Genomic DNA, 21,670 nt, shown 5'->3' on the forward strand with positions numbered 1-21,670 from the left:
GTGGTGGACGTGGCCGCGGCCAAGGCCGTCAGGAGCATTCCGGTGGGGCGGGTCCCCTATGGCCTGGTGATCGTCGAATGAAGCGTCTGGCCCTTGCCGCCAGCCTGGCCTGTGGGATGGCCACCGGCGTCGCCGCGGCCACGCTCAAGGCCACGCTGATCGTGCCGCAGGACGACGCCCGGCTGGAGCGAACGCGCGCCGAGCGGGCCTACCTGGGCCACCCCACCGGCCCGGCCGGCCAGGGGCTGGAAGTGGCGCTGGAGGAAGGCCGCTTCGAGCTGGATGCGGCCGGCCACGAGATCGCGCTGGCCACCACCGAGGCCGGCACGCTGGAAGCCGCGCGCGCCGCCGCGCAGGCCGCGGAGAAGGCCGGCGCCGCGGTGCTGGTGACCGACCTGCCCGCCGACTGGACGCTGGCGGTAGCCGACGCGGTGAAGCTGCCGGTGCTGAACGTGGGCGCCACCGACGACCGGCTGCGGCAGCAGGACTGCCGCGCGCGGCTGCACCACCTGCTGCCCAGCGAGCGCATGCGCAGCGACGCTTTGGCGCAGCTGCTGGTGTCACGCAAGTGGAGCAAGCTGTTGCTGCTCACCGGCCCCACGCCGGCCGACCAGCAGCGTGCGGCCACCGCGCAGGCCTCCATCAAGCGCTACGGGTTGCAGGTGGTGGCGGCCAAGCCCTTCAAGCTCTCGGCCGACCCGCGTGAGCGCGACCTGGCCAATCCGCTGCTGCTCACCGGCGGCGCCACCTACGATGCGGTGTGGGTGGTGGACAGCGACGGCGAGTTTGCCCGCGGCCTGCCCTACCGCACCGTGCTGCCGCGCCCGGTGGTGGGCGACGCCGGCCTGGTGGCGCTGGCCTGGCATGCGCAGTTCGAGCGCTATGGCGCACCGCAGGTGGCACGCCGGTTCGCCAAGGCCCACCAGCGGCCGATGACGGCGCACGACTGGGCCGCCTGGATGGCCGGCAAGGCCCTGGTGGCCCTGGCCACCGCGCAGCCCGCCAATGCCAAGGCGCCCACGGCCGCGGCCTGGACGCAGGGCCTGGGCAAGCTGGCGCTGGACGGTTCCAAGGGCACACAGCTCAGCTTCCGTCCCTGGGACGGGCAGCTGCGCCAGCCCCTGCTGCTGACCGATGGCCAGGGCGTGGTGGCGCAAGCGCCCATCGAAGGCCTGCTGCACCCCAGCAATGTGCTGGACACGCTGGGCGCCGATGCGCCCGAGAAGCTGTGCAAGGTGGCGCGATGACGCATCCAGCCCCTTCGGACGAAGCTCCGGGTCCCCTCGGGGGACCGGCCGACGTTCCCGTGGGACGAGGGGTCGTCATCCATTCGCTGCAGGCCTTGCAGGCCATCGTGATGCGGGAGCTGTTCAAGTTCAGCCAGCAGACCGGCCGCCTGGTCAGCGCACTGGTGCGGCCGCTGCTGTGGCTGGCGGTGTTCGCCGCGGGCTTCCGCAACGTGTTCGGCGTGGCCATCGTCGAGCCCTACGACACCTACATCCCGTACGACGTCTACATCGCGCCCGGCCTGGTGGGCATGGTGCTGCTGTTCAACGGCATGCAGTCGTCGCTGGCCATGGTGTACGACCGCGAGATGGGCTTGATGCGGCTGCTGCTCACCGCGCCGCTGCCGCGGCCCTGGCTGCTGTTCTCCAAGCTGTGCGCCACGGCGCTGCTGTCGGTGCTGCAGGCCCTGGCCTTCGTGGTGGTGGCCATGCTCATCGGCACCGACCTGCCGGTGCTGTCGTGGGCCGGGCTGCATGCGCTGGTGGCGCTGCTGGCCGGGGCGCTGATGCTGGGCGCGCTCGGCCTGCTGCTGTCGGTGCACATCAAGCAGCTGGAGAACTTCGCGGGCACGATGAACTTCGTGATCTTCCCGATGTACTTCATGTCCACCGCGCTCTACCCGCTGTGGAAGCTGCAGGAATCGGGCGCCGAGTGGGTGTACCAGCTGGCGCGCTTCAATCCGTTCACCCATGCCATCGAGTGGATCCGCTTCGCGCTCTACGGCAAGGACCCGGGTACCGCGCCCTACGTGGTGCTGGGCTGCCTGGCGGTGTTCTTCATCGTGGCCTGCTGGGGCTACGACCCGCAGCGCGGCTTCGGCGGCCTGGCCAAGCGTGGTGGGGGCCCGGCATGAAAGGCTGGAATCGACGCCGCTGGCTGGCCGGTGCGGGCGGTTGGGCCTTGGGCGGCGGCGCCTGGTCCGCGGTGCGGGCGGCCACGCCCACCTTCCCGTCACGGCCCATCACGCTGTGGGTGCCCTGGGCCGCGGGCGGCGCGACGGACATCTCGATGCGGGTGCTGGCCGAGCTGGCCGGCCACCACCTGGGGCAGACGGTCATCACCGACAACCGCGGCGGCGCCGGCGGCACGCTGGCCATGCCCATCCTGCAGAGCGCCGCGCCCGACGGCTACACCATCGCGCAGCTGCCGTACCCGGTGTTCCGCATGGCGCACACGCACAAGGTGCTGTGGGACCCGGTGCGCGACACCACGCCCATCATCCAGGTCTCGGGCGTGACCTTCGGCGTGCTGGTGCAGGCCGGGAGCCCGCTGCAGTCGCTGGAGGACATGTTCGCCTTTGCCCGCGCCCGGCCGGGGGAGCTGAGCATCGCCACCAACGGCGTGGGCACCACGCCGCACGTGGTGCTGGAAAGCCTGTTCACCGCCCGCGGGCTGCGCTACATCCACGTGCCCTACAAGGGCACGGCCGAGCAGATCAACGCCATCTCGTCCGGCCAGGTGATGGCGGGCGTGAACTCCACCGGCTTCGGCCCGGCGGTGGACTCGGGCCGCCTGCGCCTGCTGGCCACCTTCGCCGCGCAGCGCTCCAAGCGCTGGCCCACGGTGCCCACGCTGCGCGAGCTGGGGTTCGACATCGTGGCCCAGTCGCCCTACGGGCTGGCGGGCCCGCGCGGCCTGCCCAGCCATGTGGTGGCCACGCTGCACGATGCCTTCCGCAAGGCGATGTTCGACCCGATGTTCATCAACGAGATCGCCAAGTACGACCAGGAGCTGGACTACCTGGGCCCGGCCGACTATGCGCGCGCCTGCCGCGAGATGCTGGCGCAGGAGCGCATCAACGTCGAGCGCCTGGGCCTGGCGCGGGAGAGCACCGGTGGCTGAGCCGCGCCGCATGCCGCGCTGGCGCAGCGACCTGTATGCGGTGCTGGCACTGGCGGCCGCGTGCTTCGGCCTGTCGGTGTGGCTGGAACTGCATGAGCGCGCGGTGGCCTGGCTGGGCCGCTTCGAGCGCTGGGAGCTGGACGAGCTGCCGCAGACGGTGCTGGTGCTGGCCCTGGGCCTGGCCTGGTATGCGCGCCGCCGCATGGTGGAGGTGCGCACCGAGCTGGCCCTGCGCCGACAGGCCGAGGACCGCGCCGCCGCGCTGCTGGCGCACAACCGCGAGCTGGCGCACCAGCTCATCGGCGTGCAGGAGCGGGAGCGGCTGGCGCTGGCGCGCGAGTTGCACGACGAGCTGGGCCAGGGCTGCAGCGCCATCCGCGTGGAAACCGCGCTGCTGCGCCGCTGCGCCCGCGCGGAAGACGTGGCGCTGCTGGCCGCCGCCGCCCGCGCCGACCTGGCCGCGCAGACGCTGTACCAGCAGGTGCGCGACCTGCTGCGCCGGCTGCGCCCGGCCGAGCTGGATGCGCTGGGCCTGGTGGCCGCGCTGCAGGCGCTGTGCGGCGCCTGGTCGCGCCGCGTGGGCGTGGCCTGCGCCTTCGAGCATGAAGGGCTGGCCCGGCCATTGCCCGACCTGGTGAACATCACCGTCTACCGCATCGTGCAGGAATCGCTGACCAATGCCCAGCGCCATGCACAGGCCGCCAAGGTGAGCCTGCTGCTGCAGCTGGACGACCGGCATGGGCTGCGCCTGAGCCTGCGCGACGACGGCATCGGCATGGACACACGGGCCGGCACCCAGGGCCTGGGCCTGCTGGGCTGCAGTGAACGGGCGGCCATGGTGGGCGGCAGCCTGCGCATCGTGTCCGCGCCGGGGGCGGGCGTGCAGCTGCACCTGCACATCCCGGCCGACAAGCTGCAGCTGCCCGAGGCACCCACCGGCCTGATGAAGGACGCCGCATGATCCACGTGCTGCTGGCCGACGACCATCCGGTGGTGCGCAGCGGCTACCAGCGGCTGCTGGCGCTGGAGCCCGACATCCGCGTGGTGGCCGAGGCCGCCGATGCGGATGCGGCCTATGCCGGCTTCATCCAGCACCAGCCCGACGTGCTGGTGACCGACCTCACCATGCCCGGTGGCGGCGGGCTCGACCTGATCCGCCGCGTGCTGCGGCGCGCGCCGCAGGCGCGGGTGCTGGTGTTCAGCATGCACGACAGCGTGCCGCTGGTGCGCCAGGCGCTGGACAGCGGCGCCCGCGGCTTCCTCACCAAGGCCAGCGCGCCCGAGAGCCTGGTGCATGCGGTGCGCACGCTGGCCGCGGGCGACCGCTACCTGGCGCCCGAGCTGCCGGCCTGGCTGCTGGACGCCAGCCGCCGCGGCGACGCCGGCGAGGGCCTGTCGGCCCTGAGCGTGCGCGAGTTCGAGATCTTCCGCCTGCTGGCCCAGGGCGCCTCCGCCACCGAATGCGCGCAGGCCCTGAAGCTCAGCCCCAAGACGGTGGCCAATCACCAGACGGTGATCAAGGAGAAGCTGGGCGTGAGCACCAGCGCCGCGCTGGCGCACCTGGCGTTGCGGCATGGGGTGATCGGGGGGCCGGTGGGGGTGTGAGGGGCACCTAAGATGCCCGGCCCACGATCACTGGAGCCGCAGCGCCATGCCCCTCACCTGGACCACCGACCCGGGCCCTGTCGACTGGCAGGAGGCCGAGCACCTCTACCGCGTGGCCCCGCTGGGCAACAAGAGCGCCGAGCACCTGCGCACCGTCTTCAACAACAGCCGCTTCACCTTCTTCGCCCACGACGAAGGCTGCCTCGTGGCTGCCGGGCGCGTGCTGTCGGACGGCGCCGATTGCGCCTACCTCTGCGACGTGGCGGTGATGCCCAGCCACCAGGGCACCGGCCTGGGCCGGGAGATGATGGAGCGGCTGCTGGAGGCCTGCCGCGGGCACAAGAAGGTCATCCTGTACGCGGTGCCGGGCAAGGAAGACTTCTATCGCCGATTCGGCTTTCGCTCGCTGCTCACCGCGATGGCGATCTTCGAGGACGAGGCCGGGGCGGTGGCGCGGGGGCACCTTGGGCAGTGAGGCAGGGCATCCGATGATCGGCAGACGCCACCTTGCGATGTCCGGCGCCGCGCTCGCGACCGCACACGCAGTGGGGGCGCTGGTGGTGGCCACGGCCGCCACTGCCCTTGACGGAGTTCAGCCAGCGACTTCCTTCATGCCGGTTCCGCGTTCAGTCGTTGCCGGAAGAAGTCAATGAACGCGCTCAGCTTGCGAGGTATGTGCGCCCTGCTCGGGTGATAAAGGTAGAACCCCGGAAACTTCGGCCACCAAGGTTTGAGCACGGGCACGAGGCGGCCTGCAACCAGGTCGTCTTGAACCTGGGACTCGAACGCCTGACCGATCCCGGCGCCCGAACGAATGGCGCTGAGCAGCGTGTCGCCATCGCGCGTGATGAGGGCGCCGCCCACCTGGATGTCGACCTTGTGTCCGTCGCGCGCGTACTCCCAGCGATACAGACTTTCACCGAGCCGCACGTTGAGGCAGCGATGCCGCAGCAGGTCCTGCGGAACGCGCGGCCCGGCGCGTCCCTTCAGGTAGCGCGGTGCCGCGATGGTGGCCAGGCGCTGCGCACCTCCCAGCGGTGTCGCCACCACGTCCTGCGCCAGATTCTCGCCAAGCCGGATGCCGGCATCGAAACCGTTGGCGACGAGATCGACCAGGGTGTTGTCGCAATCGAGTTCCAGGACGATCGCCGGATAGGCTTCGAGGAAGGGCGTGAGGTGCGGCAGCACGACGAGGTCGGCCGCGGTCCGCGACAGCGTCAGCCGCAGCAGGCCCGAGGGCTGGTCGCGCAGTTCGTCCAGGCTTCCCACGGCCGTGGCCAGGGTGGCCAAGCCATCGCGCGCGCTCAGCAGGAAGCGCTGGCCGATCTCGGTGACACCGACGTGGCGGGTCGAACGATCGAGCAGGCGTACACCGAGCCGCTTCTCCAGCGTGCGCAGGTTTTGGGAGAGCGCCGACGGCGAAACGCCGAGTTCCGAGGCTGCGCGCGTGAAGCTCGCATGGTGTGCGACGCGCTCGAACGCGGCGATGAGCGGAAGCAGGTCCGGAGACATGCTTCATTATGAAGTCGGGCTTCAAGGATCATCCCGATTTGTGGGCTCAATCTTTGGATGGCGGCCCCACATGCTCAGTTCATCCAACCGCAGGAAGTGCCTATGTCGCTCACTCAATACCGCACGCTGGGTCGCTCTGGTCTGGTCGTCAGCCCCTTGGCTCTGGGAACCATGACCTTCGGCACCGCTCGCTGGGGATCAGGCGACAGCGCATCGCGAGACGTCTTTGATGCCTACCTCGACGCTGGCGGAAACTTCGTCGACACCGCGGATGTGTACTCGGGCGGGCGCAGTGAAGAGATGCTCGGGCAATTCATCTCGGCCCACGCGGCGCGCGACTCCATCGTCATCGCTACCAAATCGGGATTTGCCACGGGCCCAGGTGTGCACATGGGCGGCAACGGGGCCAAGCACGTTCGCGCCGCCCTGGAGGGTTCGCTCAAGCGCCTGCGCACCGACTACGTGGACTTGCTGTGGGTCCACGTCTGGGACTCGGTCACGCCCGCCCATGAACTGCTCGAGACGATGAGCAACCTCATCAAGGCCGGCAAGGTGCGTCATTGGGGCCTGTCGAACACGCCGGCCTGGTACGTCGCCCAGGTTGCGACTCTGGCGGCAGCAAGCGGGAAGCCCGCCCCGATCGCATTGCAATACTTCTATTCGCTGGTCAATCGCGACATCGAAGAAGAGTTCGTGCCCCTCGCCGCGGAGTTCGGCATGGCCATCCAGCCCTGGAGTCCCCTCGCGTTCGGCCTGCTGACGGGAAAGTACGACCGCACGACGGTCGAAGCCGCCGCGCCGCGTGACGGCGGCTTGCCCCGGGAGGCCGCAAGGGCCGACGCGGAGCGACCTGCAGACGACAAGCGACTGGACGGCGCCAACCCGTTCGGCGATTCGCTGTTCACCGATCGAAACTGGGCCATCGTGGAGACCGTCAAGCGTGTGGCCGCGGAGTGCGGCGAATCGGCGGCGCGCGTGGCGCTGGCCTGGGTCGTGCAACGCCCGGGCGTGACGTCGACTTTGATGGGGGTCAGCAAAATCGAGCAGCTCCAAGACAACATGGCTGCACTCGAGATCCGGCTGTCGGATGCGCATGTGGCTCAGCTCGACCAGGCCAGTGCAACGGCCAGCCGGCTGCTCTACAGCCTGTTCACGCCGTCAGGTCGCCAGCACGCGGTGTTTGGTGGAAGCCCCGTGCGGCCCTGGTCTGCCTCGGCCCCTACGCTCTGACGAGACTGCGAATGCTTTGCGGCGCATGCCGCACGATGACGAGCGAGGCGCCCATGACGCTCGACCCCCTAAGCAGCCACCATGGCGTGGGGCCACCCGGGCGATGAAGCGTCGCGGGCGCCGCCGTTCGGCCCCCGCGCTGTCACGCTGCATTCATCCCCTCACCCCAGGATGCGGTCAGCCGCGGTGCCATGGCTGCACTCGGCAGCACCAAGCCTGCAACCCCAACCTGGGAACCTGCGATGAAACCTCTTGTCCGATGGGCCACGCTCACCGGCGGCCTGCTGCTGGCCGCAGCGGTGCAAGCCGCGCCCGTGACCTACCAAGGCACCTTGTCCAGCGGCAGTTTCGCCGGCACCGTGGCCGCCGAAAGCGGCCCCTTCGCCGATGGCGCGAACTGGTCGTTCTGGCAGTTCACCGCGCCCTTCCTGGCCGACGTGAGCATCACCGTGACGCCCACCGATGCCAGCTTCGATCCGGTGATCTCCGTGTTCTACGGCACCGAGGCCGACACTGCCGCCTACCTCGATCTGCGCACCGGCACGTCCAGCGTGCATGTGACGATGGCCGACGGCCCTGACGAGTTCCTGCCCGCCGGCCCGGGCCAGGCCGCCACCGTGCGCTTCGCCAACCTGTATGGCGCCGACACCTTCGTGCTGGCCATCGCCGACCACGCCGATGGCCTGGGCCAGGGCGCCCTGGGCTACACGATCACCGCCGCCGTGCCGGAGCCCGGCACCTACGCCCTGATGCTCGGCGGCCTGCTGCTGCTGGGCGCCGCGGCGCGCCGCCAGCGCCGCTGAAGCCACGCGACCCACCCAGCACCGATTGCCAGGAGAAAACGACATGAGCACCCAAGACGAACACATCGACGTGATGCGCCAGTTCGCGAAGGCCGACACCGGCCGCGACATGGACCCCCACTGGAGCTACGGCCGCCGCGGCTTCCTGCGCAGCGGCGTGGCCGCTGCGGCCGCCGTCGGCATGCCCTTCGGCATCCTCGGCTCCGGCGCCGCCCACGCCGTCAAGCTGCCCTACAGCCCCGACTACGGCCCGCTGGCTCCTGTGGCCGACCAGTCCACCGGCCTGCCGCTGCTGCAGCTGCCCGCCGGCTTCAGCTACTGGTCGTTCGGCTGGACCGGCGACGTGATGAGCGACGGCATCGCCACGCCAGGCGCGCACGACGGCATGGCCGTGGTGGCCTCCGACGCCGACAAGCTGGTGCTGGTGCGCAACCATGAGCAGGGCAGCCGCAGCGCCGGCTCCTATGCCGCGCCCAAGATCACCTACGACGCGAAGTGCAACGGCGGCACCACCAACCTGGTGTTCGCGCCCAAGCAGAAGAAGTTCCTGTCCTCGTGGGCCACGCTGTCCGGCACCATCCGCAACTGCGCCGGCGGCCCCACCCCCTGGAACACCTGGATCACCTGCGAAGAGACCTCCGACGGCGTGCACAACGGCGCCAGCAAGCAGCACGGCTACTGCTTCGACGTGCCGGCCGCCGGCACGGCCAACCCGCAACCGCTGCTGGACATGGGCTGCTTCAGCCACGAGGCGGTGGCGGTCGATCCGGTCACCGGCATCATCTACGAGACCGAGGACTCCAACCCCAGCGGCTTCTACCGCTTCATTCCCAAGGTGCCGGGCCGCCCGTCGGCCGGCGGCAGGCTGCAGATGATGAAGCTGAAGGTGGCCAACAACGCCAGCATCAGCGCGCTGGGCCAGACCATCGCCTTCTTCAACACCGGCGCGGGCTTTGCCGATGGCACCACCTGGGACGTGCAGTGGGTCGACATCGCCGAGCCGAACAAGCCGTTCATCTCCGGCACCAGATACGGCGGCGTGGTCGCGCAGGGCCTGCTGCAGGGCGGCGCCAGCCTGGTGCGGGGTGAAGGCTGCTGGTACGGCAACGGCGTGATCTACGTCTGCGCCACCAGCGGCGGCACCGTCAATGCGGGCCAGATCTTCGCCTACGACCCGCGCCGCGAGACTTTCACGCTGGTGTACGAGTCGCGCCGTGCGGCCGACGTGCACATGCCCGACAACATCGCCTGGAGCCCGCGCGGCAGCCTCATCCTGTGCGAGGACGGCGACAACGATCCGCAGTCGCTGCGCGGCCTGACGCTGGACGGCAAGATCTTCCCGTTCTGCCACAACAACGTGAACTTCGATGCCACCGGCAACTACACCCGGCCTTCCGGCCGCGTGTTCACCGGCGACCGGCGTGGCAGCGAGTTCGCGGGTGCCACCTTCCACCACGAGTGGCTGTTCGTGAACGTGCAGACGCCGGGCATCACCTTCGCCATCACCGGCCCCTGGGACGACGGCGCGCTGTGAAGCGCTGAGCCGCCCGGGCAGGGCGGGGGCGGGCCAGCGGGAAGATTTCCCTGGCCCGCCGCGACCGCGCGCCCTAAGTTCCTCCGGCACGACACCGGAGGAGTTTCTACATGCGCGGACACCGCACCTGCTGGCCCAAGCTCCTGGCGCTGGCCGCCTGCGCGGCAGGGCTGCCGCAAGCGCAAGCCCAACCCACCACCCCCACCGCCGGCCAGGTCACCGTCATCGGCGTCACCCCGCTGCCCGGCCTGGGTGTGCTGCGCAACGAGGTGCCGGCCAATGTGCAGACCGGTCGCGCGGCCGACATCGAGCGGCGGCATGCGCCCGACCTCACCAACTACATGAACCGCACGCTGGGCGGGGTGCACATCAACGAGGTGCAGAACAACCCGTTCCAGGCCGACGTCAACTTCCGCGGCTTCACCGCTTCGCCGCTGCTGGGCACGGGGCAGGGGCTGTCGGTGTATGTCGACGGCGTGCGCATCAACCAGCCCTTCGGTGACGTGGTCAGCTGGGATCTGATCCCCAAGGCCGCGATCAACACCATCACGCTGATGCCGGGCAGCAATCCGCTGTTCGGCCTGAACACGCTGGGCGGCGCGCTCAGCGTGCAGACCAAGGACGGCACCACGCACCCCGGCACGTCGGTGGAACTGGTGCTGGGCTCGCACCAGCGGCGGCAGCTCAGCTTCGAGACGGGCGGCCACCAGGGCGCCACCGGCTTCGACTGGTACGTGACGGGCAACCGCTTCAAGGAGGACGGCTGGCGCGATGCCTCGCCCAGCGACGTGCGGCAGCTGTTCGGCAAGTTCGGGCTGCGCACGGCCGACACCCGCATCACCCTCGGCGCCGCGGTGGCCGACAACGACCTCACCGGCAACGGCCTGCAGGAGCAGCGCCTGCTGGCCGCCGACGACAGCAGCATCTACACCAAGCCCGACGAGACGCACAACCGCGCGCTGATGCTCAACCTCACCGCCACCCACCAGCTGGGCAACGGCTTTTCGCTCTCCGGCAATGCCTATTGGCGGCGCATCCGCACCGGCACGCTCAACGGCGACCTCAACGACGACGCGCTGGGCCAGCAGCTCTACCAACCCAATGCCGAGGAGCGGCAGGCGCTGGAGGAAGCGGGGTACACCGGCTACCCGCTCAGTGGCGAGAGCGCGGCCAACACGCCGTTTCCGCGCTGGCGCTGCATTGCGCAGGCGCTGCTGGCGGACGAGCCGGCCGAGAAGTGCAACGGCGTGCTCAACACCACCCGCACCACGCAGCGCAATTGGGGCTTGCAGGGCCAGCTCAACTGGGACGGCGAGCTCGGCGGCATGGCGCACCAGCTGGCCCTGGGCGGCGCGCTGGACTGGAGCCGCGTGCAGTTCAACCAGGGCTCCGAACTGGGCTACCTGACGCCCGACCGCGGCGTGGTGGGCGTGGGCGCCTTCGGCGACGGCATCAACGGCGGCGAGGAGGACGGCGAGCCCTACGACACCCGCGTAAACCTCGGTGCCAGGACCCGCACCTGGAGCCTGTTTGCCACCGACACCATCGGCCTGGCGCGCGACATGCACCTGACCCTGTCGGGCCGCTACAACCGCAGCACGGTCACCACGCGCGACGCGATCCATCCCGGCGGCGGCCCCGGCTCGCTGGATGGCCACCATGTGTTCAAGCGCTTCAACCCGGCCATCGGCCTGACCTTCTCGCCCAGCGCCACGGTCAATGCCTACCTGGGCTTCAACCAGGGCAGCCGCGCGCCCTCGGCCATCGAGCTGGGCTGCGCCGACCCGGCCAACCCCTGCAAGCTGCCCAATGCGATGGCGGGTGATCCACCTTTGGACCAAGTGGTCACCCGCACTGTGGAGGCCGGCCTGCGCGGCAGCCTGCCCGGTGGCGGCGCCTGGAATGTGGGCGTGTTCCGGGCCGACAACCACGACGACATCCTGTTCGTGGCCGACGACCAGGCCGGCTTCGGCTACTTCCGCAACTTCGGCAAGACACGCCGCCAGGGCCTGGAGGCCGGCCTCAGCCTGCCGCTGGGCCGCGACCTGACCATTGGAGCCAACTACACCTGGCTGGACGCCACCTACCGCAGCACCGAGGTGGTGGACGGCAGCAGCAACAGCAGCAACAGCGAAGCGGAGGAAGGCAACCCCGGCACCGAGGGCACCATCACCATCCGCCCCGGCGACCGCATCCCGCTGATCCCGAAGCACCTGCTCAAGCTGTTTGCCGACTGGCGGGTGAACGGCGCCTGGAGCCTGGGCGCCGACCTTACCGCCGTGGGCGGCTCCATCGCACGCGGCAACGAGAACGGCCGGCACCGGCCCGATGGCGCCTACTACCTGGGCCGCGGCCGCAGCGGCGGTTACGCCGTGCTCAACCTCAGCGCCGACTACACGCCCAGCGCGGCCTGGCACTTCTTCGTGCAGTTGAACAACGTGTTCAACCGCCGGTACACCACCGCGGCGCAGCTGGGCGCCGCCGGATTCGATGCCAACGGCAACTTCCAGGCGCGGCCCTTCCCGGCCAACGCCGAGGGCGACTACCCGTTGCAGCACGCCACCTTCCAGGCCCCGGGTGCGCCCCGCACCGTGTGGGCCGGCCTGCGCTGGCGGTTCGCGGAACGCTGAAACACGCCGCCTCAAGTGATACGGATGGCAACCGATACCCAGTGCGGGTAGCGGTTGCAGCGTTCGTGTCATCTGGGGTCTTGAATGCGTGAGAAGAAGTCGTCTTGGGGGATGGGTGCCCGCCTGCTGTCGGGTTATGGACTGGTCATCGGCGTGCTGGCCATCGTGGTGGTGGTCTCGTCGATCAGCACCGCGGCGGTCCGCGAGGGCCTGCATGCGCTGGTGGCCGAGCGCATGGTCATCGTGCAGAAGTTCACCCGCATCAAGGACGAGCTGCAGCGCGTGGGCCGCCTGGCCTACAGCGCCGCGATGGTGGCTGACCCATCGGTGTCGGCCCGGCAGCTGAGCCAGATGGACGAGGCCCGCCGCAGCGTGGACCTGCTGGTGGCCGAGCTGCAGCGCAATGCGCTCGATGAGGTGGACACCCAGTCTTTGAAGGCCATCACCGCCGCCCGCGCGCCCTATGAGCAGACGCTGGCCCGTGCCATCGCCGTGGCCCGCGAGGGCCGGCCGGAGCAGGCGCTGCAGCTGCTGCTGGGCGACGCCGAGCAGCAGCAGGCGGCGCTGTTCAAGGAGGTGGACAAGGGCCTGGCCGATGTCTGGTGGGACGCCGACAACAGCGCTGCCGAGGTGGCCCAGCGCATCGGCAACATGCAGCGGCTGATCATCGGCCTGGGCCTGGTGGCCAGCGTGGGCGGTGCGCTGCTGGGCTGGCGGCTCACGCGCGGGGTGATGCACCAGCTGGGCGCCGAGCCCGGCACCGTGGCCGAGGCGGTGGCCCGCGTGGCCGATGGCGACCTGCGCCAGCCGGTGGCGCTGCGCCCCGGCGACCGCCACAGCGTGATGGCCGCGGTGCAGCGCATGCAGGCCCGGCTGGCCGAGGCCATGACCGACATCCAGCACGGCGCGGATGCGGTGCGCACCGCCAGCGGCGAGATCGCACAGGGCAACCTCGACCTGTCGCAGCGCACCGAGCAGCAGGCCGGCGACCTGCAGCAGACGGCGGCCTCGATGGCGCAGATCAATGCCACCCTCGGTCACAGCGCCGGCTCGGCCCGGCAAGCCACGGCGCTGGCGCAGTCGGCCAGCGAGGTGGCCGGGCAGGGCGGCGAGATGGTGGGCCGCGTGGTGCACACCATGGGCGACATCCAGGCCTCCAGCCGCAAGATCACCGACATCATCGGCGTCATCGACGGCATCGCCTTCCAGACCAACATCCTGGCCTTGAACGCGGCGGTGGAAGCCGCCCGTGCCGGCGAGCAGGGCCGCGGCTTCGCGGTGGTGGCCAGCGAGGTTCGCATGCTGGCCCAGCGCAGCGGCGAGGCGGCGCGCCAGATCAAGACGCTGATCATCGATTCCACCGAGAAGGTGGCGCACGGCGCCCGCCTGGTGGACGAGGCCGGCGTCACCATGCAGGCCATCGTGGGCCGGGTGGAGCAGGTCACGCGGCTGATCGCCGAGATCGACCTCGGCGCGCGCGAGCAGGCCAGCGGCGTGCAGCGGGTGGGCGAGGCCATCGGCAGCCTGGACCACTCCACGCAGCAGAACGCCGCGCTGGTGGAGCAGTCGGCCGCCGCGGCGGACGCGCTGCGCGAGCAGGCCGCGCGGCTGGCCCAGGTGGCTGGCCGCTTCCAGCTGCCGCAGGCGCAGCTCTTGCTCACGCCTGCCTCATCGGCCGCCGCCGCCGCGCCTGTGCCACGGGCGTGACAGTGTGTGCCGCGCATCGGGCGCGGTGCGGCCGGTGCACAGAAGCCGCCCGAGCGGCTCGAGGACCGTGCCGATGGAGCGAGACGACGCGCTGCTGAACGATTGGCGCCAGCGTGCGCTGGCGCTGGAAGCCGAGGTGGCACGGGCCGTCATCGGCCAGCAGCGGGTGATCCGCGCGGTGAACACCGCCGTGTTCGCCCGTGGCCATGTGCTGCTGCAGGGTGATGTGGGCGTGGGCAAGACCACGCTGCTGCGCGCCTTCGCCCGCGTGCTGGGCGGTGCCTTCGCACGCACCGAAGGCACCATCGACCTGATGCCCAACGACCTGGTGTACTACACGTACATCGGCGCCGATGGCCGCCCCGCGGTGGAGGCCGGGCCGCTGATCGAGCATGGCGAAGGCCTGGCCATCTTCTTCTTCAACGAGATCAACCGCGCGCGGCCGCAGGTGCATTCGCTGCTGCTGCGGGTGATGGCCGAGCGCAGCGTGTCGGCCTTCAACCGCGAGGTGCGCTTTCCGCACCTGCTGGTGTTCGCCGACCGCAACCGGGTGGAGCGGGAGGAGACCTTCGAGATCTCGTCGGCCGCGCGCGATCGCTTCATGATGGAGATCACCATCGATGCGCCGGCCACCGACGACGACCGCCGCGCGCTGATGTTCGACCCGCGCTTCCACGACACCGACCGCCTGGTGTCCACGCTGCAGCCGGCCATGGTGCCGTACGACGAGCTGAACCACGTGGCCGAGGCCATCCAGCACCAGGTGCGCGCCTCGCCCGCGCTGCAGGACTATGCGCTGGGCCTGTGGCGGGCCACCGCGGTGCCGGCCGACTATGGCGTGAAGCTGTCCGACATGGACGTCTCGCGGCTGATGCTGGCCGGCGCCAGCCCGCGCGGCATGAGCATGCTGATGCGCGCCACCCGCGTGGCCGCCTGGCTGGCCGGCCGCGACTACGCCACGCCCGAGGACGTGCAGGCGGTGTTCTTCGACACGCTGGCCCACCGCCTGTGCTTCCAGCCGGTGTACGAGATGCGCCGGTCCGAGATCACCGGCCCGCTGATGGCCGGCATCCTGGGCGCGGTGGCGGCGCCATGATCGAGATCCAGTACCGCGTGGGCGGGCCGGTGCAGGGCCACTTCCCGGGCCACCACCGCAGCAGCCGGGGCGACAGCGGCTTCGAGTTCCGCGGCCATGCCTCGCTGCTGGACGCGCCCGATCCGCGCCGGCTCGACCTGCATGCCAGCCTGCGAGATCCCTTTGGCGGCTGGCGCGTGCGGGTGCATGCGCAGCGCATGTCGGTGCCGGTGACGATGGTGGTGGACCTGTCGGCCTCCATGGCTTTCGAGGGCACCCACCGCAAGCTGGACGTGGTGGCCGACTTCGTCGACAGCCTGAGCTGGTCGGCCTGGCGCAATGGCGACAGCTTCGGCTTCGTGGGCTGCGACACGGCGGTGCATCCCGTGCTGCTGCAGCCGCAGACACGCCAGCGCGGCGCCGGTGCGCTGCTGGCGCATGCCCTGCGCGCCCATGTGCCGGCCGGCCGCAGCGCGGCAGGGCTGCTGCAGGTGGCGCAGCACCTGTCGCGCCAGCGCTCGCTGGTGTTCCTGGTGTCGGATTTCCACCTGCCGCCGCCGCTGGTGGAGGCGGTGCTGGACGGCCTGGCCGCGCACGAGGTGGTGCCGGTGCTGCTGTGGGATCCGCTGGAGTTCGGCCCCCGGGCGCGCCATGGCCTGCTGAACGTGACCGACCCCGAGACCGGCCGCCAGCGGCTGGTGTGGTGGCGCCCGGCGCTGCGTGCACGCTGGCAGGCCGCGCGCAGTGCGCAGCGCACGCGGCTGCTGCAGCTGCTGCGCGCGCGCCGGCTGTCGCCGCTGGTGCTGGAAGGCGGGTTCGATGCCGATGCCGTGACCCGGCATTTCTTCGCATGAGGCCGCTGGCGGCCGCGGCGTTGTGCGCGGCCCTGGTGCCCGGCCACGCCGCCGCGCAGACGGCGCAGGTGGAGGAGCCGCGGACCTACGGCTACTTCGTGGGCGACACCGTGGCCCGCACCATCCGGCTGCAGCTGCCTGCGGGCATGGCGGTGGATGCGGCCTCGCTGCCGCGCCCGGGCAAGCGCGGTGGCGCGCTGGAGCTGCGCCGCGTGGCCTGGCGCCAGGCCGAGCAGGCGCTGTGGGTGGAATACCAGGTGCTGCTGTCGCCGCCCGCGCCGCGCGTGCTGGAGATGCCCGCCATCGAGCTGCGGCTGCAGCGCGGCGAAGGCCAGCCGCCGGCCAGCCTGCGCATCGATGCCTGGCCGGTGACCGTGGTGCCGCTGCTGCCGGCCGAGGCGCCCAGCCGCCGCGGCTTCGGCGACATGCAGCCCGACCGGCCGCCGCCCGCCTTGGACCTGGGCGGCCATGCCAGCCGCATGCTGGCGCTGGCGGTGGTGGCCGGCGTGCTGCTGCTGTACCTGCTGCAGGTGTACGTGGGCCTGCCCTGGTGGGCGCGCCGCCACCGGCCCTTCGGCCAGGCCTGGCGGGTGCTGCAGGCGTTGCCCCCGCAGCCCGACACCGCCCAGCGCCGCGCCGCCTGGGCCGCGGTGCATGCCGCGCTCAACCGCACCGCCGGCGCCACGCTGCTGGCCGATGGTGTGCCGGGCTTCATCGCCGCCCATCCCCGCTATGCGCCGCTGCAGCCGGCGCTGGCCGACTTCTTCGCCCGCTCGCGCAGCGGCTTCTTCGCCGAAGCGGCGGCCGACGACGACATGGCCTGGCTGCGCGGTCTGGCGCGGCGGCTGCGCGATGCCGAGCGGGGCGCCGCATGATCGCCTTCGACAGCCCCGGCTGGCTGCTGGCGCTGCCGCTGGCCGCGCTGCCGTGGCTGCTGCGCCAGCGCGATGCCCTGCCCAACACCTGGCTGGCCACATTGCCGCGTGATGTGGCTTCGGATGTGCTGGCGCTGGCGCTGCATGCGGCCGCTGCGCTGGCGCTGGCCGGCGTGGTGCTGGCCCTGGCCGGGCCGCACCGGCCCGAGTACACGGTGGAGCGGGTGGGCCGCGGTGCGGAGATCGTGCTGGTGCTGGACCGCAGCCGCAGCATGGACCAGGGCTTCGGCGGCAGCCGCAGCGCGGGCAACGCAGTGCGCGGCACCGGGCCCGAGGCGCTGGACTACTACTCGCGGCTGCGCGCCAGCCAGAACCGTGAATCCAAGGGCCAGGTGGCCCGCCAGATGCTGGCCGACTTCGCGAGCAAGCGGCCGGAAGACCGCTTCGGCCTGGTGCTGTTCAGCACGCTGCCGCTGCGGGTGCTGGAGTTCACCCAGAAGCCCGACGCCATCCAGGCGGCCATCGCCGCCGGCAACATCGGACGCGGCCTGTCGGAGACCAACATCGGCCTGGCGCTGGAAAGCGCGCTCGGGTTCTTCGCCGGCCGGCCCTACACCGGCTCGCGCATCGTGATGCTGGTGTCCGACGGCGGCGACCGGCTGGACGCCGCCATCCGTGAGCGCATTGCCCACCTCGCCCAGCGCCACCGGGTGTCGGTGTACTGGATCTACATCCGCTCGGCCATGGGCGCCGGGCTCACGCCCGCGGCCGGTGCCGCGGCCTCGCCGGTGAGCGACGAGGCCGCGCCCGAGCTGTTCCTGCACCGCTTCTTCGAATCGATGGGCACGCCCTACCGCGCCTACGAGGCCGACAACCCCGAGGCCCTGCAGGAAGCCATCGCCGACGTGGGCCGGCTGGAGAACCTGCCCATCGTCTACGAGGACGTGGTGCCCCGCCGCAGCCTGGCCGAGCCCGCGCTGGCGGTGGCGCTGCTGGCGGTGCTGCTGCTGCTGGCCGCACGCTGGATGGAGATACGCCGATGGGCCTGAACGATGCCTGGACCACCCGCGGCCGCACCCGCGCCGTGCTGGTGCTGCTGGCCGCGGTGGGCCTGGCCGCCGCGGTGCAGGCCGGGCTGTGGTGGCGCGATGCCGGCCTCAATGCGCGCATCGCCGAGCTGGCCGCCGACCCGCCGCAGGCCGGCCCGCAGCTGCGCCTGCCGGCCGACGACGAAGCCCGCGAGCTGCGCTTTGCCGCCGCCTGGCGCAGCGCCTTGCTGGCGCGCCAGCAGGCCTCGGCCCCCGAGCGCGAAGCCGCGCTGGCCCGCTACCGCCCGCTGCAGGACGACGGCCCGCTGGGCCAGGCCGCCCGCTACAACAGCGCCAACCTGCTGCTGCGCCAGGCCATCGAGGTGCGGGCCACGCTGCAGCCCGGCCAGGCCATCGCGCTGCTGGAGCTGGCCAAGGAGGGCTACCGCGACGTGCTGCGCCACGACCCCGGCTTCTGGGAAGCCCGCTACAACCTGGAGCGTGCGCAGCGCCTGCTGCCCGATGCCGAGGAAGAGGAGCCGCCGGTCAACGAACCGGCGCCCGAGGCCGAGCGCGCGGTGACCACCATGCGCGGCCACAGCGCGGGGCTGCCGTGAGGCTGCTGGCGCTGGCCGCGCTGCTGCTGGCGGGCTGCCTGCTGCCGTGGCACCTCACGCTGCAGCGCGCGCGCTTCGACCACGTCATCGTGCTCGACATCACCCAGAGCATGAACGTGCCCGATGCGATGGTGGAAGGCCGGCCCGCGCCGCGCATCGAGGCCGCACGGCATGCGCTGCGCGAGGCGCTGCTGCAGCTGCCCTGCGGCTCCAAGGTGGGCTGGGGCGTGTTCACCGAATACCGCACGCTGCTGGTGCTGGCGCCGGTGGAGGTGTGCGGCCACCTGGGCGAGCTGCGCGCCACGCTGGCCAACCTGGATGGCCGCATGGCCTGGATCAACGGCAGCGAGGTGGCCAAGGGCCTGCACAGCGGGCTGGCGGTGGCCCGGCAGCTGCCGGAACGGCCTTCGCTGGTGTTCGTCACCGATGGCCATGAATCGCCGCCGCTGCATCCGCGCCACCGGCCAAAGCTGCAGGGCGAGCCGGGCGAGGTGCCGGGCCTGATCGTGGGCGTGGGCCAGGCACAGCCCTCGCCCATCCCCAAACGCGACCCGCAGGGCCGGCCCATCGGCGTGTGGGGCGCCGACGAGGTGCTGCAGGCCGACCCGCGCAGCCGCGGCCGCGGTGGCAGCGTGGCCGGCGAAGGCATGGCCGACGAGGCCGGCGGTCCCACCGCATCGGTGGGTGCCACCCCGGGCACCGAGCACCTGTCGGGCCTGCGCGAGGCCTACCTGCGGCTGTTGGCGCAGGAAGACGGCCTGCAGTACCACCACCTGGACAGCCCCGCCGGCCTGGCCGCCGCCCTGCGCGACAGCCGCTTCGAGCGGCCGGTGCCGGTGCGCCTGCCGCTGCGGGAGGTGCTGGCGCCCATGGCGTTGGCGGTGCTGCTGCTGTCGTTGGCGGCGCCGGTGCTCGGGCCCGCCTGGCGCCGGGCGCAGGCGGCCTGGGCTGCGCGCTCAGCCCGCCATCGGCCCGGTTGAACCCCGCACCACCAGCTGCGCCGGCAGCACCACCGGCGGCGGCCGGCGGCCGGCCACCTGGTCCAGCAGCTGCTGCACCAGCCGGCGCCCGCCTTCGTCCACCGGCTGGTGCACCGTGGTGAGCGGCGGCTGCAGGTGGGCGGCGGTGACGATGTCGTCATAGCCCACCACCGCCACGTCCTGCGGCACGCGCAGGCCATGCCGGTGCAGCGCGCCGATCACGGTGATGGCCGCCAGGTCGCTGCTGGCGAACACCGCATCCAGCGGCTGGCCGCTGGCCAGCAGTGCATCGATGTCCGCGGTGATGGCGCTGCGCATCAGCGGCACGCTGCGCAGCAGCGCCGGCTCGGGCTGCAGGCCGCGGGCCTCGTGGGCCAGGCGCCAGCCATCGTGTCGGTGCGCCATCTCGTGCATCGTGGTGTCGCCCACGAAGGCGATGTGCCGCGCGCCGCGATCGAGCAGGTGTGCCGTGGCGATGCGGCCGCCTTCGACGTTGTCGCTGCCCACGGTGGCATAGGCCTGGCCCGGCATGCAGGTGCCCCACACCACGAAGGGCACGCCGCGCAGCGCCAGCGCGTTGAGCTGGTCGTGGTGGTTCCACTGCCCGATGACGATGACCCCCATCGCCCGCCCGGTGAGGTAGGGCTGCGCCGCGGCCTGTAGCTGTTGCGCGTCGATGCGCGACAGCAGCATGTCGCGGCCCTGGTCGGTGAGCGCATCCGCCACGCTGCCGATCAGGCTGAGGAAGAACGGGTCGGTCAGCGATTGTTCGGTGCTGGCGGCGCGCGGCACGATCACCGCCACCGTGTCGTTCTGCTGGCGCCGCAGGTTGCGCGCGCCCACGTTCACCGTGTAGTCCAGGCTGCGCGCGATCTCCAGCACCCGCAGGCGCGTGGCCTCGTTCACCAGCGGGCTGCCGGCCAGCGCGCGGGACACGGTGGACACCGCCACGCCGGCCAGCCGCGCGATGTCGGCCATCTGCGGCAGCGGGCGTTGCGGGCGGCGGTACGGTGCGGTCATGGCCGGGATCCTCGGGGGCGGGCGCTGCGCCGCTTGCGCGGCTGCAGCTGGGCCGTCAACTGCGCCTGGCCCTGCTCGATCAGGAAACGTTCGAACGCGCTGGCCACCTGCGACAGCTGGCGGGAAGCCAGCCGCATCACATACCAGTCGCGCTCCACCGGGTTGTCGGCCATCGGCAGCAGTTCCAGCAGGCCGGCCTGCAATTCCAGCACGCAGGTGTGCATCGATAGGAAGGCGACGCCGAAGCCGGCGGCGCACATCTGCTTGATGGCCTCGTTGCTGGACATCTCGCTGCCGATGCGCAGCGGCAGCCGTGCGTCCTTGAACAGCCGCTCCAGCGTGGCGCGGGTGCCGGAGCCGCGCTCGCGCACCAGCAGGTGCATGCCGGCCAGGTCGGCCAGGCCCATCTCGCCCTGCTTGACGGTGGGGTGGCCGGGCGCGGCCAGGAAGGCCATCGGATGGCGGGCGAAGGCGGTGGCCTCGGTCTTCAGCTCGGCCGGCGGGCGGCCCATGATGGCCAAGTCGATGTCCTGGCCGGCCAGCATGCGCACGATCTCGTCGCGGTTGCCCACCTGCAGCTTCACCTTCACCTTGGGATGCGCGTTGGCGAAGGTGACCAGCAGCGGCGGCAGCAGGTATTCCGCGGTGGTGACGGCGCCCACCCGCAGCGTGCCGGAGAACACGCCCTGCAGCGTGGCCATCTCCTCGCCGGCCTCGCGCCACAGCTCGATGATGCGCGCCGCATAGCCGGCCAGCAGCTCGCCCGCCTCGGTCAGCCGCACGCCGCGGCCGGAACGCTGCAGCAGCGGCGTGCGGGCCGATTCCTCCAGCGCGCGCAGTTGCAGCGAGATGGCCGGCTGCGTGAGGTGGAGTTCATCCGCGGCCATGGACACGCTGCCCAGCCGGGCCACGGCATGGAAGGCCGCCAGCTGGCGGAAGGTGGCGTTGCGGGTCAGCGGCATGGCTACATATTAGCCAAGCCTTATGCCAAAGCCAGAAAGTTTAATTTTTCCATAAGGCATTCGCTCCCTACATTCCTTCCACGGCAGCACCTTCAGTCGTCATCCAAAC

General features: G+C 71.4%; 20 protein-coding genes. 17 read left to right on the plus strand and 3 right to left on the minus strand.

What is annotated here, in order from left to right; translation table 11 throughout:
- The first annotated feature begins 77 nt into the window (after positions 1–77).
- From VO99_RS20680 to VO99_RS20705, 6 genes are read left to right on the plus strand one after another with little or no spacing between them, the layout of a single operon-like run.
- Positions 78–1,247: a type 1 periplasmic-binding domain-containing protein gene (locus VO99_RS20680; protein WP_046114831.1), complete on the plus strand. Its 1,170-nt coding sequence runs from the start codon at positions 78–80 to the stop codon at positions 1,245–1,247.
- Positions 1,244–2,140, plus strand: a complete 897-nt coding sequence (locus tag VO99_RS20685) for a lanthanide ABC transporter permease protein PedC (protein WP_046114832.1) — start codon at positions 1,244–1,246, stop codon at positions 2,138–2,140. Before VO99_RS20680 ends, VO99_RS20685 begins: the two co-directional genes overlap by 4 nt.
- A complete protein-coding gene (locus tag VO99_RS20690; protein ID WP_046114833.1) occupies positions 2,137–3,129 on the plus strand; it encodes a tripartite tricarboxylate transporter substrate binding protein in 993 nt (330 codons plus the stop codon). The genes VO99_RS20685 and VO99_RS20690 overlap by 4 nt, the downstream gene beginning before the upstream one ends.
- On the plus strand, positions 3,122–4,090 hold the full coding sequence (locus tag VO99_RS20695; RefSeq protein WP_198157002.1) for a sensor histidine kinase: 969 nt from the start codon (positions 3,122–3,124) through the stop codon (positions 4,088–4,090). Before VO99_RS20690 ends, VO99_RS20695 begins: the two co-directional genes overlap by 8 nt.
- Positions 4,087–4,734 (plus strand): response regulator, encoded by a 648-nt coding sequence (locus tag VO99_RS20700; RefSeq protein ID WP_046114835.1) that lies wholly within the window; start codon positions 4,087–4,089, stop codon positions 4,732–4,734. The genes VO99_RS20695 and VO99_RS20700 overlap by 4 nt, the downstream gene beginning before the upstream one ends.
- A gap of 46 nt (positions 4,735–4,780) precedes the next feature.
- Positions 4,781–5,209 (plus strand): GNAT family N-acetyltransferase, encoded by a 429-nt coding sequence (locus tag VO99_RS20705; RefSeq protein ID WP_046114836.1) that lies wholly within the window; start codon positions 4,781–4,783, stop codon positions 5,207–5,209.
- A 134-nt stretch (positions 5,210–5,343) separates the two neighbouring features.
- Here VO99_RS20705 and VO99_RS20710 read toward each other — a convergent pair whose 3' ends face one another.
- Positions 5,344–6,246, minus strand: a complete 903-nt coding sequence (locus tag VO99_RS20710; RefSeq protein WP_046114837.1) for a LysR family transcriptional regulator — start codon at positions 6,244–6,246, stop codon at positions 5,344–5,346.
- A 102-nt stretch (positions 6,247–6,348) separates the two neighbouring features.
- Here VO99_RS20710 and VO99_RS20715 point away from each other — a divergent pair, with 102 nt between their 5' ends.
- From VO99_RS20715 to VO99_RS20765, 11 genes are all read left to right on the plus strand, one after another.
- Entirely contained in the window at positions 6,349–7,476 is a 1,128-nt protein-coding gene (locus tag VO99_RS20715; protein WP_046114838.1) for an aldo/keto reductase, read from the plus strand.
- 242 nt (positions 7,477–7,718) lie between these two features.
- Positions 7,719–8,279: a PEP-CTERM sorting domain-containing protein gene (locus VO99_RS20720; protein WP_046114839.1), complete on the plus strand. Its 561-nt coding sequence runs from the start codon at positions 7,719–7,721 to the stop codon at positions 8,277–8,279.
- A gap of 43 nt (positions 8,280–8,322) precedes the next feature.
- Positions 8,323–9,813 carry an alkaline phosphatase PhoX gene (locus VO99_RS20725; protein WP_046114840.1) on the plus strand — a complete coding sequence of 497 codons (1,491 nt, stop codon included), beginning with the start codon at positions 8,323–8,325 and terminating at the stop codon, positions 9,811–9,813.
- 110 nt (positions 9,814–9,923) lie between these two features.
- Positions 9,924–12,443, plus strand: a complete 2,520-nt coding sequence (locus tag VO99_RS20730) for a TonB-dependent receptor (RefSeq protein ID WP_052736501.1) — start codon at positions 9,924–9,926, stop codon at positions 12,441–12,443.
- A 111-nt stretch (positions 12,444–12,554) separates the two neighbouring features.
- Entirely contained in the window at positions 12,555–14,150 is a 1,596-nt protein-coding gene (locus tag VO99_RS20735) for a methyl-accepting chemotaxis protein (RefSeq protein ID WP_052736502.1), read from the plus strand.
- A 73-nt stretch (positions 14,151–14,223) separates the two neighbouring features.
- Complete coding sequence (locus VO99_RS20740; RefSeq protein WP_046114841.1) at positions 14,224–15,246, plus strand: AAA family ATPase; 1,023 nt, start codon at positions 14,224–14,226, stop codon at positions 15,244–15,246.
- Positions 15,243–16,079: a DUF58 domain-containing protein gene (locus VO99_RS20745; protein WP_046114842.1), complete on the plus strand. Its 837-nt coding sequence runs from the start codon at positions 15,243–15,245 to the stop codon at positions 16,077–16,079. Before VO99_RS20740 ends, VO99_RS20745 begins: the two co-directional genes overlap by 4 nt.
- On the plus strand, positions 16,076–16,954 hold the full coding sequence (locus VO99_RS29115; protein ID WP_157039681.1) for a hypothetical protein: 879 nt from the start codon (positions 16,076–16,078) through the stop codon (positions 16,952–16,954). The genes VO99_RS20745 and VO99_RS29115 overlap by 4 nt, the downstream gene beginning before the upstream one ends.
- On the plus strand, positions 16,951–18,003 hold the full coding sequence (locus VO99_RS20755) for a vWA domain-containing protein (protein WP_046114843.1): 1,053 nt from the start codon (positions 16,951–16,953) through the stop codon (positions 18,001–18,003). Before VO99_RS29115 ends, VO99_RS20755 begins: the two co-directional genes overlap by 4 nt.
- Complete coding sequence (locus VO99_RS30420) at positions 17,994–18,599, plus strand: hypothetical protein (protein WP_157039682.1); 606 nt, start codon at positions 17,994–17,996, stop codon at positions 18,597–18,599. Before VO99_RS20755 ends, VO99_RS30420 begins: the two co-directional genes overlap by 10 nt.
- Positions 18,596–19,579, plus strand: a complete 984-nt coding sequence (locus VO99_RS20765; protein ID WP_046114844.1) for a vWA domain-containing protein — start codon at positions 18,596–18,598, stop codon at positions 19,577–19,579. Before VO99_RS30420 ends, VO99_RS20765 begins: the two co-directional genes overlap by 4 nt.
- Here the strand turns inward: VO99_RS20765 and VO99_RS20770 are convergent.
- Together VO99_RS20770 and VO99_RS20775 are read right to left on the minus strand one after the other, a co-directional pair.
- Complete coding sequence (locus tag VO99_RS20770; RefSeq protein WP_046114845.1) at positions 19,556–20,599, minus strand: LacI family DNA-binding transcriptional regulator; 1,044 nt, start codon at positions 20,597–20,599, stop codon at positions 19,556–19,558. The two genes, VO99_RS20765 and VO99_RS20770, sit on opposite strands and share 24 nt — an antisense overlap.
- A complete protein-coding gene (locus tag VO99_RS20775) occupies positions 20,596–21,561 on the minus strand; it encodes a LysR family transcriptional regulator (protein WP_046114846.1) in 966 nt (321 codons plus the stop codon). The genes VO99_RS20770 and VO99_RS20775 overlap by 4 nt, the downstream gene beginning before the upstream one ends.
- Positions 21,562–21,670 lie beyond the last annotated feature (109 nt).

The organism is Aquincola tertiaricarbonis (assembly GCF_000969605.1).
Classification (GTDB): domain Bacteria; phylum Pseudomonadota; class Gammaproteobacteria; order Burkholderiales; family Burkholderiaceae_C; genus Aquincola; species Aquincola tertiaricarbonis.

Excerpts from the sequence above, each read along its gene's own strand:
- VO99_RS20705 (WP_046114836.1), top strand. The coding sequence starts at position 4,781 with ATGCCCCTCACCTGGACCACCGACCCGGGCCCTGTCGACTGGCAGGAG.
- VO99_RS30420 (WP_157039682.1), top strand. The coding sequence starts at position 17,994 with ATGGGCCTGAACGATGCCTGGACCACCCGCGGCCGCACCCGCGCCGTG.
- VO99_RS20740 (WP_046114841.1), top strand. The coding sequence starts at position 14,224 with ATGGAGCGAGACGACGCGCTGCTGAACGATTGGCGCCAGCGTGCGCTG.
- VO99_RS20700 (WP_046114835.1), top strand. The coding sequence starts at position 4,087 with ATGATCCACGTGCTGCTGGCCGACGACCATCCGGTGGTGCGCAGCGGC.
- VO99_RS20745 (WP_046114842.1), top strand. The coding sequence starts at position 15,243 with ATGATCGAGATCCAGTACCGCGTGGGCGGGCCGGTGCAGGGCCACTTC.
- VO99_RS20720 (WP_046114839.1), top strand. The coding sequence starts at position 7,719 with ATGAAACCTCTTGTCCGATGGGCCACGCTCACCGGCGGCCTGCTGCTG.
- VO99_RS20775 (WP_046114846.1), bottom strand. The coding sequence starts at position 21,561 with ATGCCGCTGACCCGCAACGCCACCTTCCGCCAGCTGGCGGCCTTCCAT.
- VO99_RS20735 (WP_052736502.1), top strand. The coding sequence starts at position 12,555 with ATGGGTGCCCGCCTGCTGTCGGGTTATGGACTGGTCATCGGCGTGCTG.
- VO99_RS20730 (WP_052736501.1), top strand. The coding sequence starts at position 9,924 with ATGCGCGGACACCGCACCTGCTGGCCCAAGCTCCTGGCGCTGGCCGCC.
- VO99_RS20770 (WP_046114845.1), bottom strand. The coding sequence starts at position 20,599 with ATGACCGCACCGTACCGCCGCCCGCAACGCCCGCTGCCGCAGATGGCC.
- VO99_RS20685 (WP_046114832.1), top strand. The coding sequence starts at position 1,244 with ATGACGCATCCAGCCCCTTCGGACGAAGCTCCGGGTCCCCTCGGGGGA.
- VO99_RS20690 (WP_046114833.1), top strand. The coding sequence starts at position 2,137 with ATGAAAGGCTGGAATCGACGCCGCTGGCTGGCCGGTGCGGGCGGTTGG.
- VO99_RS20725 (WP_046114840.1), top strand. The coding sequence starts at position 8,323 with ATGAGCACCCAAGACGAACACATCGACGTGATGCGCCAGTTCGCGAAG.
- VO99_RS20680 (WP_046114831.1), top strand. The coding sequence starts at position 78 with ATGAAGCGTCTGGCCCTTGCCGCCAGCCTGGCCTGTGGGATGGCCACC.
- VO99_RS20715 (WP_046114838.1), top strand. The coding sequence starts at position 6,349 with ATGTCGCTCACTCAATACCGCACGCTGGGTCGCTCTGGTCTGGTCGTC.
- VO99_RS20755 (WP_046114843.1), top strand. The coding sequence starts at position 16,951 with ATGATCGCCTTCGACAGCCCCGGCTGGCTGCTGGCGCTGCCGCTGGCC.
- VO99_RS29115 (WP_157039681.1), top strand. The coding sequence starts at position 16,076 with ATGAGGCCGCTGGCGGCCGCGGCGTTGTGCGCGGCCCTGGTGCCCGGC.
- VO99_RS20710 (WP_046114837.1), bottom strand. The coding sequence starts at position 6,246 with ATGTCTCCGGACCTGCTTCCGCTCATCGCCGCGTTCGAGCGCGTCGCA.